This is a genomic window from Nocardia sp. NPDC050697 (assembly GCF_040654395.1).
GTDB lineage: Bacteria > Actinomycetota > Actinomycetes > Mycobacteriales > Mycobacteriaceae > Nocardia.
The window spans coordinates 209016-222408 of sequence record NZ_JBFAHY010000008.1; the positions used below are offsets into that span (position 1 = coordinate 209016).

Here is a 13393-nt window from a genome sequence, read left to right on the forward strand (position 1 = left end):
TGGACACAGCGTCCAGTGAACGACGGAATGTCTATGATCGGACGATGCCCGCCCACACCGAGCCGCGGCGCACGCTGCGCGCGGAGCAGAAGTTGCGCACCAGGGAGCGCATTCTGGAGGCGGCGAGCGCGCTCTTCGTGCAGCGCGGCTACGGCGCCGTGCGGGTTGACGATGTCGCGGCCGCCGTCGGGTGCAGCCGCGCCACCTTCTACCTGCACTTCACCGGCAAGATGGCGGTGCTGCGCGAGCTCGGCGAGCGCACCGCGCTGCCGAACGCGCTGGCCTTCTGCGAGGACCTGGACCGGGTGCTGGAGACCGGCTCGCGCGCCGAGTTCGAGGACTGGATGCGCCGCGCCATCGACTGGTTCGAGCAGCACCGCGACCTGCTCTCGGCCTGGGACGAGGCGACGGCGCTGGAGCCGGAGTTCCGCGACCTCATGCGCGCCGGTTTCGCCGCGCTGCCGGAATCCATGACCGCCTACCTGGCGCGCTGGCCCGCCGAGCGCCGCGACGAGGCCAGGTTGCGGGTAGAGATGCTGGTGGCGCAGCTGGAGCGGTTCTTCACCCGCTGGGCGCTGCTCGGCACCATCGACGTCACCGCGGACCGGGCCGCCGCGGTGCTCGCCGACATCTGGTTCCCCGCGCTGCAGACGCCCTGATCAGCCCCGGTCGTGCGCGGCGCGCAGGGCGGCGATATCGATCTTGGACATGCCGCGCAGCGCGGTGGCGACGGCACCGGCGCGGGCGGGCTCCGGCGAGCCCATGAGCTCGGGCAGCTCGTCCGGGACGACCTGCCAGGAGAGCCCGAAGCGGTCGGTGAGCCAGCCGCACGGCCCCGGCGTGCCGCCGTCCGCGGTGAGCGCGGCCCAGAGCCGGTCGACCTCGGCCTGGCCGTGCACGCTCAGCTGCAGCGAGGCGGCGTCGGTGAGCGGGTGGCCCGGACCGCCGTTCATCAGGGTGACGGCGTGGCCGTCGAGGTCGAGCGTGACGATGAAGGCGCGGCCGTCCGGGCCGGGGGTGCTGCCGGTGACCCGGGAGTTCGGGATGGCGGCGGTGTAGAGCGCGGCGGCCTCGTCGGCGCCGGACTCGAGCCAGAGGAAGGTGGTGACGGTCATGGTGTCTCCTCGATCGGTGAACTGCTGTCACCCTGCGGTCGGAGCCGGTTCCCGGTTCTCGACACAGCTCGGGAAGAAGTTTCAGGCGCCGATCGCGGCGGCGATGACCGGCCAGGAGTTGCGCAGGTCGTCCTGCCAGTAGGGCCAGGCGTGGGTGCCGGTGCGCAGGTCGGTGGCGGCGGGGATGCCGAGCGCGGCGAGCCGGGCCAGGAACGGGCCGGTGCAGCCGCCGATCACCGTCTCCATGATGCCGCCGACGAGCGCGCGGTCCGGGTGCGCGAGCGAATCGTGCGCGCCGGGCAGGCCGTTGCCGGCGGAGACGTAGAGCGCGGTGCCGCGCAGCCGGTCGGCGTTGACGGTGGGGTCGTGCGCGGGCCAGGCCGGGTCGGCGGGGCCGCCCCACATGTTCGTGGCGTTCGCGCCGAAGACGCCGAGCTGGGAGTAGACCATGGCGCGGGCGGCTGCGTCGCTGGTGCGCGGGCAGCCGCTGAAGGCGCCGACGGCCTGGAAGCGGCCGGGGTGCTCGATGGCGAGGTTCAGCGCCGAGGTGGCGGACATGGAGACGCCGGCCACCGCCATCCGGTCGGTGCTGCCGAAGCGCTGCTGGAGCAGCGGCGGGAGCTCGGCGCCGAGGAAGGTGGACCAGCGGTTGCGGCCGAGCACCGGGTCGTCGGCCTGCCAGTCGGTGTAGTACGAGGCGCGGCCGCCCATGGGAACCACGACGGTGACCGGCTTCTCCGCGTAGAACTCGGCGACGTCGGTGCGGGTGGTCCAGGGGCCGCCGTCCTCGCCGCCGTCCACCGCGTTCAGCAGGTAGAGGACGGGGGTGCCCTGGCCCGCGTTCGAGACCCAGAGCGTGATCGGGCGGTCCATGGCGGCGGAGTGCACCACCACCTCGAGCTGCCTGCCGCCGAGTGGGCGCACATCCAGGATGCGCGCCGGGCCCGGGTCGGCGGTGGCGGTGGCCTGCGGGAGCAGGACCCCGGCGAGGGCCGTGAGCAGGACGAGCAGGGTCCGGCGGATCATGCCTGTAGTTTGCTCCTCCCGGTGTGCTCCCGTGCGGAACGCGCGGAAGCGTGTCCGATCAGGGGGGCAACCGGTCCCCGCTCAGCGGGCGTGCGCCAGCTCCCTGACCCCCGCGTGGTAGCGCGAGAGGATCAGCCGGACGACGGCCGGATGCACACCGATGGGCTCGGCGACGGCATCCGCCCCGGCATCGTGCAGCCGCTGGTGGAACAGCCCGTGCGCCAGCAGGTACGAGGCGACGACGACCCGCTCCGCGCCGGCGGCGCGCAGCTCGGCGACGACCTCGGGCACCCGGGGCGTCCCGGTGGCGACGTAGGCGATCCGCACCGGAACCCGCAGCTGCTCGGCGAGCAGCCCGGCCGCCCGCCGGACGTCACCGCGCGCCCTGGCATCCGACGACCCCGCCGCCGCCAGCACCACCGCGTCCCCGCGCCGCCACCCGGCCGCGCGCAGCCGCAGCACCATGACCCGGGCCAGCGCGGCATCCGGGCCCATGGCAGGCGTCACGGTGACGGCGCCGTGCCCGCTCTCCGCCACCTCGCGCGGCACGTCCTGGTAGACGTGGTACCCCGAGGCCAGAAATGCCGGAACCAGCACCGCTGCAGAGGAATCCAGATCCCGCAGCACCTCGGACGGTGAGGGCCCGAGCACGTCGACGAAGGCGGTGCGCACCCGCGGCGCCCCCGGCTCGGCGGCCACCGCCTCGGCCAGCGCCGCGATCATCTGCACACCCCTGGTACTGCGCGTCCCGTGCGCGACCAGCACCAGCGCGGGGGCGCTCACCAGGCCCCCACCACGCGACGCCCCGGCACCTGCCTGCCGCCGCGGAACGGCTGCACCGTGCCGGCGCCGCCCCCCGGCGTCACCACCGGCGGCGGCGGATTGTTGTCGATGCACTCGGCGGCGTCCAGGGCGAGCCGGTAGCCGCGCTTGACCACGGTCTGGATCGCCTTCGGGGTGCCGAGTCCGGCGCGCAGCCGGGCGATGGCGGTCTCCACCGCGTGCGTGTCGTCGCCGCCGCCGGGCAGCGCGGCCAGCAGGTCCTCCCTGGACACCACCCGCCCCGGCTGCCTGGCCAGCGAGCGCATGAGCGCCATCGGCGCGGGCGCCAGCTGGCGCACCTCGCCGTCCACCACCACGCAGGCGCCGCGCACGCTGATGTGGTGCCCGGCGGCGTGGATCCGGTTCGCCCTGCGCGGCAGCTCCTCGGCGACGTGCCTGGCCAGCGCGCCGAGCCGGGCCCGGGCGGGCTGGGTGGTCGGCACGCCGAGCTCCTCCAGCGGGGCCGCGGTGATCGGCCCGACGCAGGCGGCGAGCACCCGGCCGCGCAGCGCGTAGAGCAGCCCGTCCAGCAGCCCGGACTCCTTGGCGCGCATCAGCATCGAGGCCACCGCGGGCGCGCTGGTGAAGGTCACGCAGTCGATGCTGCCGGTGACGATGGACTCGATCAGGGTGTCCATCGGGCCGTGGTCGTCCGGCGGCACCCAGCGGTACACCGGCACCGGGACCACGTCGGCGCCCGCGCAGCGCAGCACCTCGCAGAAGTCGGGAACCGGCTCCCACTCGGTGGTGGCGCCGTGCAGCTGCACCGCGATCCGCACCCCCTCCACGCCCTCGGCGAGCAGGTGGTCGAGCACCTCGGCGGAGGATTCCGAGGCGGGCGACCACTCCTCGCGCAGCTCGGCGGCGCGGATGGCACCCTTGGCCTTGGGGCCGCGGGCCAGCATGCGCACGCCGGAGAAGGTCGCGCGCAGCTCCTCGGCCAGCCCCCAGCCCTCGGCCGCCTCCATCCAGCCGCGGAAGCCGATGCCGGTGGTGGCGACCACGAGCTGCGGCGGCTCGGCCATGAGCTGCCTGGTGACGCGCTCGAGCTCGGTGTCGTCGGCGAGCGGGATGATCCGGATGGCGGGCGCGGAGACGATGCCCGCTCCCCGCCGGACGAGCAGGGTGGCGAACTCCTCGGCGCGGCGCGCCGCGGTGATGCCGATGGTGAAGCCGGCTAGTGCGGCGCTCGGGTCGGGCGTCGTCATGGGCGTGGCCTCATCCATCCGTGGCGGTATCACCGACCGGCTTGTTCGAAATCGACACCAGCCCGTCGTCGACCCGCACCGCGTACACCGGCAGCGCTGCCGAATCATCATCCAGGCAGCGGCCGTCCACGAGGGAGAAGGCCTGCTTGAGCAGCGGTGACGCCACCACCGGCACGCCGCCGCGATCGCCGACGATCCCGCGCGACATCACCGCGGCGCGACCGAACGGGTCGATATTGCCGACGGCGTAGAGCACGCCGCCAGGCAGCAGGAACAGCGCCGCCTGGCGGCCGCCGCGCAGCAGGACCGCGACGCCGCGGCCGGGGGTCAGGTAGTCGAGGCGGCAGGCCTGTGTCCACCCGGTCGTCGTGGCCGGCGCGTAGCCGGGGGTGTCGATAACGGTCATCACTCTTCTCCTCGCCGAAGCCCTACCTATTGGTACCGGCGTCCTGTTTCAACGCGGTTAAACGGTCATTTCCCGGCGGTAGCGGCCACCGCGGGCATGCCGAGCAGCACCGGCACCTTGCGCTCGCCGCTGTCGTCGAAGGAGATGGTCGGGTCGGACTCCTCCGGCGCGTTCACGAACGAGACGAACCGGGAGAGCTTCTCCGGATCATCCAGCACCGCGGCCCATTCGTCGCGGTAGCCGTCCACGTGCTTGGCCATGGCCAGCTCCAGCTCCTCGGCGATGCCGAGGCTGTCCTCGCAGACCACCGAGCGCACGTAGTCGATGCCGCCCTCGAGTGATTCCTGCCACGGCGCGGTGCGCTGCAGCCGGTCCGCGGTGCGGACGTAGAACATCAGGTAGCGGTCGATGTAGCTGATCAGCGTGGCGTCGTCGAGGTCGCCGGCGAGCAGCACCGCGTGCTTGGGGGTGAGCCCGCCGTTGCCGCCGACGTAGAGGTTCCAGCCGTTCTCGGTGGCGATCACCCCGACGTCCTTGCCGCGCGCCTCGGCGCACTCCCGCGCGCAGCCGGAGACGGCCAGCTTGAGCTTGTGCGGCGAGCGCAGCCCGCGGTAGCGCTTCTCCAGCAGCACCGCCATGCCGACCGAGTCCTGCTGGCCGTACCGGCACCAGGTGGAGCCGACGCAGCTCTTCACGGTGCGCAGCGACTTGCCGTAGGCGTGCCCGGACTCCATGCCGGCGTCCACCAGCCGCTGCCAGATCAGCGGCAGCTGCTCGACCCGGGCGCCGAAGAGGTCGATCCGCTGCCCGCCGGTGACCTTGACGTACAGGTCGAACTCCTTCGCCACCTCGCCGATGGTGATGAGCTGCTCGGCGGTGACCTCGCCGCCCGGCATCCGCGGCACCACCGAGTAGGTGCCGTTCTTCTGCAGGTTGGCCAGGAAGTGGTCGTTGGTGTCCTGCAGCGCGGCCTGCTCGCCGTCCAGGATGTGCTCGCTGGAGGTGGAGGCCAGGATGGAGGCGACGGTCGGCTTGCAGATATCGCAGCCGGAGCCCCTGCCGTGCTTGGCGATCAGCCCGGAGAAGGTGCGGATGCCGGTCACCTGGACGATCTGGAAGAGCTCGGCGCGGGACTGCTCGAAGTGCTCGCAGAGCGCCTTCGACATGGCGACGCCGGACTGCTCCAGCAGCTTCTTGAGCATGGGCACGCAGCCGCCGCAGGAGGTGCCGGCGGAGGTGCAGCTCTTGATGCCGGGGATATCGCAGGCGCCATCGGCGATGGCGCCGCAGATGGCGCCCTTGGAGATGTTGTTGCAGGAGCAGATCTGCGCGTCGTCCGGCAGCGCGTCGGCGCCGAGCTCGGCGCCGGCCGGGGAGATGAGCGCGGCCGGCTCGGCGGGCAGCGGCCGCCCGACCAGCGGGCGCAGCGCCGCGTACTGCGAGGCGTCGCCGACCAGGATGCCGCCGAGCAGGGTCTTGGCGTCGTCGGAGACGACCAGCTTCGCGTAGGTGCCCTTGGCGGCGTCGTGCAGCACCACCGAGAGCGCGCCCTCGGTGCTCCCGTGCGCGTCGCCGAAGCTCGCGACGTCCACGCCGAGCAGCTTGAGCTTGGTGGAGAGGTCGGCGCCGGGGAACTCGCCGCCGCCGCCGAGCAGCCGGTCGGCCACGATCTCCGCGGTGGTGTAGCCGGGGGCGACCAGGCCGTAGCAGACCCCCTCGACCGCGGCGCACTCGCCGATGGCCCAGATGTGCGGGTCCGAGGTCTGCAGCCCGAGGTCGGTGACGATGCCGCCGCGCGGCCCGACCTCCAGCCCGGCGTCGCGGGCGATCTGGTCGCGGGGGCGGACACCGGCCGAGAAGACCAGCAGCCCGGCCTCGATCACGCTCTCGTCGCTCAGCGTGATCTTCAGCCTGTTCGCGGGGGTATCGCCGGTGGCCTCGATGGACGAGGTGCCGACGCCGGTGTGCACGTGCAGCCCGAGATCGCTGACCAGCCGCTCCAGCACCGCGCCGCCGCCCTCGTCGACCTGGGCGGGCATCAGCCGCTGGTTGTACTCGACGACGTGCGGGGTCATCCCGAGCATGCGCAGCGCGTTCGCCGCCTCCAGCCCGAGCAGCCCGCCGCCGACCACCACGCCGTGCGCGCCGGGCCCGGCGGCCTCGGCGGCGGCCCTGATGCCGTCCAGGTCGTCCAGGGTGCGGTAGACGAAGCATTCGGCGTTCTCGTGGCCCGGCACCGGCGGCACGAAGGGGTACGACCCGGTGGCGAGCACCAGCGCGTCGTAGGCCAGCACCTCGCCGGTCGTGGTGGTGACGGTGCGCGCGTCCCGGTCGACGGCCGCGGCGCCCTGGCCGAGCCGCAGCTCCACCAGGTCGTCCCCGGCGTACTCGTTACCGGGCAGCGCCAGCGCGGCGGTGTCCCAGCTGCCGATGTAGGAGGAGAGCCCGACCCGGTCGTAGGCGGGCAGCGCCTCCTCGCTGAGCACGATCACCCGCCAGGTGCCCTCGGTGTCCCTGGCGCGCAGTGCCTCGACGAAGCGGTGGCCGACCATGCCGTGACCGACGACCACGGCGGTGCGAATTGCTGTGGATGTCATGGGGAGTTCCTTCGGGTGGTTGGTGCGGGTCAGCGGGCGCGGACGGCGTCGGCCTCGGCTTCGAGGACCAGCGCCTCCGCCTCGACGACGATGTCGGTGGCGCCGGCGGGGCGGCGGACGAACACCAGCCAGGTGAGCGCGACACAGGCGACGTAGAAGCCGGTGAAGACCCAGAAGGCGGTGGTGGCCGAGCTGGTGGAGGCGTAGGAGGAGCGCAGCACCAGGTTGATCCCGACGCCGCCGAGCGCCCCGATGGCGCCGACGAAGCCGATCAGCGCGCCGGAGGTGTTCTGCGACCACGCCGCCCGCTCGGGCTCCGGCAGGCCGCGCCCCCTGGACTCCTCCTCGAACACCGACGGGATGAGCTTGGTGACCGAGCCGTTGCCGAGCCCGGAGAGCACGAAGAGCGCGATGAAGCCGATCACCAGCGCCGTCATGGTGCCGCCGGTCGGGACGCCGCCGTTGCCGTCACCGGCGGTGCTCGCCCCCGCCACCAGCAGCGCCGCCGCGGTCATCAGCACGAAGACCACCGCGGTCACCCGGCCACCGCCGACCCGGTCGGCCAGCTTGCCGCCGTAGGGCCTGGCCAGCGAGCCGAGCAGCGGGCCGAGGAAGGCGATCGAGGCGGCGTGCAGCGTGGCCTGGGCGGCGGTGTCGCCCCCGGCGCGGAAGCTCAGCTGCAGCACCTGGCCGAAAGCGAAGCCGTAGCCGATGAAGGAGCCGAAGGTGCCGATGTAGAGGAACGCGACGGCCCAGGAGCGGCGCACCTTGAGCGCGGTGAGCATGAAGCCCAGGTCGGCCTTCTGGTTCGCCAGGTTGTCCATGAAGAGCGCGGCACCGACCCCGGCCAGCGCGATCAGCACCAGGTAGACGGCGCAGATCACCGAGGCGTACTCGTTGCCGAGGGTCGCGATCACCGCCAGCCCGACCAGCTGGATCACCGGGACGCCGATATTGCCGCCGCCCGCGTTCAGCCCGAGCGCCCAGCCCTTGAGCCGCTGCGGGTAGAAGGCGTTGATGTTCGTCATGGAGGAGGCGAAGTTGCCGCCGCCGAGCCCGGCGAAGGCCGCCACCACCAGGAACGTGGTGTACGAGGTGCCGGGCTGATTCACGAAGTAGAGCGTGAGCAGCGTGGGGATCAGCAGCATGAGGGCGCTGAAGACCGTCCAGTTGCGGCCGCCGAAGCGGGCGGTGGCGACGGTGTAGGGGATGCGGAGGATCGCGCCCACCAGCGTCGGCACCGCGACCAGGAAGAACTTCCCGGCCGGGTCGATACCGAACTGCTCGGCGGGCATGAAGAGCACCATCACCGACCAGATGGACCAGACCGAGAACCCGACGTGCTCGGCGAAGACCGACCAGATCAGATTGCGCCGTGCGATGTCCTTGCCGCCTGCTTCCCAGGCCGCGACGTCCTCGGCATCCCACTCGGAGATGGTGTGCTTGCGCGTCGACGTGCTCAACGGGGCCTCCCTGTCTTGCGGATGGCCCAACGGTAGGTAACGGGTATTGCCGGAATGCTGCGCGAAATGACCGCCGGATCAACGGTTGCTCACCTGCCGGGCGCCCCGCGGGTGAGACCCGGAGCTTTGTTTCGGGCATGTGACGCAAGCGTTCTCGTCGCGTCACGAAGAGCCGAAACCGCAGGCTGCCGCCGGTGAGGTGTGACCTACAGCATGAACCGGGCGCGCTCCGGGCGCAACCGGATCACCAGCTGTCCTCGAGCATCCGCGGCTTGCAGGCCTGCCACGCGCCGAGCAGCATGATCACGGCCACCGCCGAGAGCAGCCCGAACCCGGCGGCCCAGCCCCCGGTCGCCGTGTGCAGCACGCCGAAGAGCAGCGGGCCCACGCAGGCCACCGCGTACCCGACGCCCTGCGCGAAGCCGGAGAGCGCGGCCGAGCCCGCCTGCGTGCGGGTGCGCAGGTTGATCAGGGTGAGCGCCATCGGGAAGGTGCTCGGGCCGAGGCCGAGGATCACCACCCACAGCACCGGCGCCGCCATCGGCGCGAAGTAGAGCCCGGCGAAGGCCACCCAGAAGCACACCGCGCAGCCGAAGACGATCGGGAACGGGTTCGCGAAGCGCGCCACCACCACCGGCGAGCCGAGCGCGGCGACCAGCCCGAGCAGCGAGAAGAGCGCCACCATGGTGCCGCCGAAGGCGGCGTCGGCGCCGGCGTCGGCGAGCACGGCGGGCAGCCAGGCGAAGATGGCGTAGGTGGAGAGCGAGGTCATGCCGAACATGACGGCCATGCCCCAGGCCACCGGCGAGCGCCAGACCCGGCCGCGCGCGGCGCCGGGCTCCGGCAGCGCGGTGACATCCTCCCGGTCCCGGCCGCGCCGGACGCGCAGCACCGCGAACCACGGCACCGCCGCCGCGAAGCCGGCCAGCGCCCAGACCCCGATCGAGATCCGCCAGCCCTGCGCCTCCGCCAGCGGCACCGCCACCAGCGCGGGCAGCACCGTTCCGAGCTGCACCATGGTGATGTAGAGCGCGCTCAGCACCGCCACCCGGTCCGGGAAGTACCGCTTGACCAGCGGCGGGATCACCACATTGCCGATTCCCATCCCGGCCAGCGCGAGCGCGGAGAAGACCAGCAGCGCGCCGGTGCCGGAGACGGTGGCGCGGATCAGCATCCCCGCGCCCGCGGCCAGCATGGCCACCAGCGCGGTGCGCTCCAGCCCGAGCGGCCGCACCAGCAGCGGCGCCAGCACGCCGGAGAGCGCGAAGGCCGCGGTGGGGATCATGCCGAAGACCCCGACCACGGCGGTGCCGTAGCCGATGTCGGCGCCGATCCGCTCGGCCAGGGGGCTGAACGCGGTGACCGCCACCCGGAGGGTGAAGGCGGACATCACAATGGCGGCGAATACCAGCAGGCGACCCTCCAGCAACGCGCGCCGACGCGCCGCAGGCTGCGTCGACGTGGATTCGGTCGCCGAGGGGTCGAGGGTGGCAGTCACCTGGGAATCATAGGATGACCCGATGATGTCGGGCAACCCGGTGTGAGCAGCGGTACCCTGTCGCTGTGCAACCCGTCCGGCGCACCAGCCTCATCGCCCAGGTGACCGAACAGCTGCGAGCCGAAATACGCTCCGGCCGTTGGGCCATCGGCTCGCGAATACCCACCGAACCCGAGCTCACCGAGCTCACCGGCACCGGCCGCAACACCGTGCGCGAGGCGGTGCAGGCGCTGGTGCACGCCGGCATGCTGGAGCGCAGGCAGGGCTCGGGCACCTACGTCATCGCCGCCTCCGAGGTCGGCGGCACGCTCGGCAAGTACTTCGCCGACGCCGAGGAGCGCGACGTGCTGGAGCTGCGCAAGGCGCTCGACACCACCGCCGCCGGGCTGGCCGCGCGCCGCCGCGACGACACCGACATCGAGAACCTGCTCCGGCTGCTCGCGGTGCGCAACGAGCAGAACTGGGACCACTACGACGCCGATTCGGTCGCGGCCGACGTCGAGCTGCACCGCGCCATCGTGGTCGCCAGCCACAATGCGGTGTACCTGGAGTTCTACGATTCGCTGCTGCCGACCATCGAGCGGGTGATCGCCGCGCGGGCGGTGAAGCAGCCCGCCGCGTACCAGGAGGAGCACACCGACCTGGTGCGGGCGGTGATCGACGGCGACCAGGAGCGCGCCGAGCGGGCCGCGCAGTGCTTCCTCGGCTCGCTCATCGCCGAGTACCCGGATCACTGAGGTAACCGAAGGGTCACCACCCGGTTGCCGCCGATGTGAGCGGGAATTGCCGCCCACGTCACCGGGGGCCACGGGGACGCAACAACGATTTCCTACCTTTTTCTGGACCGAGGTGTCGAGGGGAAGGAATCCGATGACAGCGGTGGCCGAATCCGGTACGCAGACAGAACCGTTCACCCATCAGAAGCGCGGCCGCTGGCTGGAGCGCTGGGAGCCGGACAATCCCCGGTTCTGGGAGTCCGGCGGCAAGCGCACGGCCAGGAAGAATCTGTCCTTCTCGGTCTTCGCGGAGAACCTGGGCTTCAGCGTCTGGGTGATCTGGGGCACCGTGGTGACCAGCATGGGCGCCGCCGGCTTCCCCTTCCTGGCCGGGCTCGGCAAGGGCGACCCCGTCGCGGTGAGCAACGCGCTGCTGCTCACCTCCACCCCGACCCTGGTCGGCGCGGCGCTGCGGATCCCGTACACCTTCGCCATCCCGCGCTTCGGCGGCCGCGCCTTCACCGCGTTCAGCGCGGCCATGCTGCTGATCCCGACGCTCGGGCTCGCCTGGTTCGTGAACCAGCCCGGCACCCCCATGTGGGTGTTCCTGGTGCTGGCCGCGCTGGCCGGGTTCGGCGGCGGCAACTTCTCCTCGTCGATGGCGAACATCTCGTTCTTCTTCCCCGAGGGCAAGAAGGGCGCGGCGCTCGGAATCAACGCCGCGGGCGGCAATCTCGGCGTCGCGCAGACCCAGCTGGTGCTGCCGCTGCTGATCACCCTCGGCACCCACCTGACCGCCAAGGACCCGGCCGGGTACCGCTTCGGCATCACGCTCTCGGTACTGATCTGGGTGCCGTTCATCCTGGTGGCGACGTTCGGCGCGCTGCGCTACATGGACAGCATCGCGACCGCGAGGTCGGACGGCCGCTCGTACAAGCTGGCGCTCACCAACCGGCACACCTGGGTGATGTCGTTCCTCTACATCGGCACCTTCGGCTCCTTCATCGGCTTCTCCTTCGCCTTCCCGACCCTGATCAAGGCCAACTTCCCGGACCTGGCGAAGATCGGCTGGATCACCACGCTGGGCAACCTGGCCTTCCTCGGCGCGCTGGTCGGCTCGTTCAGCAGGCCGTTCGGCGGCTGGGTCTCGGACAAGGTGGGCGGCGCGCGGATGACCGTCGCCGTGTTCGGCGGCATGGCGGTCGCGGTGGCGCTCATCATGGCGGCGCTGGAGCTGAAGAGCTTCCCGCTCTACCTGATCTCGTTCCTGCTGCTCTTCGTGTTCACCGGGATCGGCAACGGCTCCACCTACCGGATGATCCCCTCCATCTTCAGCGCCGAGGCCACGCGGCGAGCGAAGGCGAACGGCATGGACGCCGCGGAGGCGGCGGCATCGGCCCGGCGCCAGGCGGGCGCGGCGATCGGCGTCATCGGCGCGGTCGGCGCCTCCGGCGGGTACCTGCTGCAGCAGGCGCTGCGGCTGTCGAACATCAACTTCGGCAGCATGGCGCCCGCCTTCTGGGCCTACGCCCTCGCCTTCCTGGTGATGGCCGGGGTGACCTGGTGGTTCTACCTGCGCTCCTCGTTCGCGGTGAGCCGCGCGCCCTCCCTCGCCTACGCCAACGTCTGATCCCCGCACCCGCGAACGGCGCGCCGGAGCCCCCGGCGCGCCGTTCGCGCGTTCAGACCAGGAGCCGGACGACGTCGGCGGTGCGGGCGAGCCCGGGGAAGGCCTCGGCGCTGGAGCGCGGGTGCAGTGCGTGCACGGCGAGCCGGAAGATCACGGCCCGCAGCAGCATCTGCGGCCACTCGGGCAGCTCGCCCCAGCGGTCGAGCAGGCCGTCGTCGGCGCCGCCCCAGGAGAGCGCGTCCACCACGATCACCCCGGCGGCCCAGGCGGCGGGGCGCCAGTACGGGGTGATGTCGGTGAGGCCGGGGGCGCTGAGGCCGTTGAAGAGCACGGTGCCGAAGAGGTCGCCGTGCACCAGCTGCGCGGGGGTGCGCACCGGGCGGCGCAGCGTGGCCAGCTGGCCGAGCAGCTCCATGCTGTGCACGCCGTCCGGCGAGGTGGGCGGGGGCGCGCCCGCGCCGCGCAGGCTGCGCAGCGGGACGGCCTCCCAGGCCGCGCGGTCGGCGGCCACGAAGACGTCGACGTCGAGCCAGGGCGCCACCGGCGGCTGCACCAGGAAGCGCGGCCGCTCCAGACCGGCGGTGGCCTCGTGCAGCCGCAGCGAGACCGAGACCACCTCGTCGTGCCTCGGCTCCGGCACGCCGTCCAGGTAGTAGTCGGCGCGCCAGCCGGAGACCACGTAGCGGCCGTCGGTGGCGCGCACCGGGCGGGCCAGCCGCACCCCGTCCACCGCCAGCGTCTCGCGCACCCGCGCCGACCACGCGGCGCGGGCGTGGTCGGCCACCGGGCTGAGCACCACGTCGTCGAGCAACCAGCCGCCGTCCCAGTCCCCCAGCGACACCGGAGTCACCGACTGGAGACCGAAGGTGGCACGCACGTGATCGGGAGGTTCCACGGAGGTCACGGGCGGTA

The 13393-nt window shown here is 72.4% G+C and carries 12 protein-coding genes; 3 read left to right on the forward strand and 9 right to left on the reverse strand.

From position 1 onward, the window contains the following. Positions 1–44: 44 nt before the first annotated feature. The gene (locus tag AB0H71_RS26190) at positions 45–659 is read left to right on the forward strand and encodes a helix-turn-helix domain-containing protein (RefSeq protein WP_357026041.1); all 615 of its coding nucleotides are present in this window, start codon (positions 45–47) and stop codon (positions 657–659) included. On the opposite strand, the gene AB0H71_RS26195 is transcribed toward AB0H71_RS26190, so the two are convergent. The 8 genes from AB0H71_RS26195 to AB0H71_RS26230 form a co-directional block, all read right to left on the reverse strand. Further along, entirely contained in the window at positions 660–1115 is a 456-nt protein-coding gene (locus AB0H71_RS26195) for a VOC family protein (protein ID WP_357026043.1), read from the reverse strand. It lies immediately after the preceding gene. 81 nt (positions 1116–1196) lie between these two features. Then, the gene (locus tag AB0H71_RS26200; RefSeq protein WP_357026045.1) at positions 1197–2141 is read right to left on the reverse strand and encodes an alpha/beta hydrolase family protein; all 945 of its coding nucleotides are present in this window, start codon (positions 2139–2141) and stop codon (positions 1197–1199) included. An 81-nt stretch (positions 2142–2222) separates the two neighbouring features. Further along, complete coding sequence (locus AB0H71_RS26205; protein ID WP_357026047.1) at positions 2223–2924, reverse strand: sirohydrochlorin chelatase; 702 nt, start codon at positions 2922–2924, stop codon at positions 2223–2225. Then, on the reverse strand, positions 2921–4171 hold the full coding sequence (locus AB0H71_RS26210) for a uroporphyrinogen-III synthase (RefSeq protein ID WP_357026049.1): 1251 nt from the start codon (positions 4169–4171) through the stop codon (positions 2921–2923). The genes AB0H71_RS26205 and AB0H71_RS26210 overlap by 4 nt, the downstream gene beginning before the upstream one ends. A gap of 10 nt (positions 4172–4181) precedes the next feature. Further along, positions 4182–4577: a nitrite reductase small subunit NirD gene (gene nirD, locus AB0H71_RS26215; RefSeq protein WP_357026051.1), complete on the reverse strand. Its 396-nt coding sequence runs from the start codon at positions 4575–4577 to the stop codon at positions 4182–4184. A gap of 65 nt (positions 4578–4642) precedes the next feature. Continuing rightward, the gene (nirB, locus tag AB0H71_RS26220) at positions 4643–7174 is read right to left on the reverse strand and encodes a nitrite reductase large subunit NirB (RefSeq protein ID WP_357026053.1); all 2532 of its coding nucleotides are present in this window, start codon (positions 7172–7174) and stop codon (positions 4643–4645) included. 29 nt (positions 7175–7203) lie between these two features. Next, complete coding sequence (locus AB0H71_RS26225) at positions 7204–8637, reverse strand: nitrate/nitrite transporter (protein ID WP_357026055.1); 1434 nt, start codon at positions 8635–8637, stop codon at positions 7204–7206. Positions 8638–8881: 244 nt separating this feature from the next. Further along, a complete protein-coding gene (locus AB0H71_RS26230; protein WP_357026058.1) occupies positions 8882–10135 on the reverse strand; it encodes an MFS transporter in 1254 nt (417 codons plus the stop codon). A gap of 65 nt (positions 10136–10200) precedes the next feature. Between AB0H71_RS26230 and AB0H71_RS26235 the strand changes: the two genes are divergently transcribed. Then, positions 10201–10872, forward strand: a complete 672-nt coding sequence (locus AB0H71_RS26235; protein ID WP_357026060.1) for a FadR/GntR family transcriptional regulator — start codon at positions 10201–10203, stop codon at positions 10870–10872. Positions 10873–11005: 133 nt separating this feature from the next. Further along, a complete protein-coding gene (locus AB0H71_RS26240) occupies positions 11006–12481 on the forward strand; it encodes a nitrate/nitrite transporter (protein ID WP_357026062.1) in 1476 nt (491 codons plus the stop codon). Positions 12482–12533: 52 nt separating this feature from the next. Here the strand turns inward: AB0H71_RS26240 and AB0H71_RS26245 are convergent, their stop codons facing one another. Then, entirely contained in the window at positions 12534–13385 is an 852-nt protein-coding gene (locus AB0H71_RS26245; RefSeq protein WP_357026064.1) for a TIGR02569 family protein, read from the reverse strand. Positions 13386–13393: the final 8 nt, after the last annotated feature.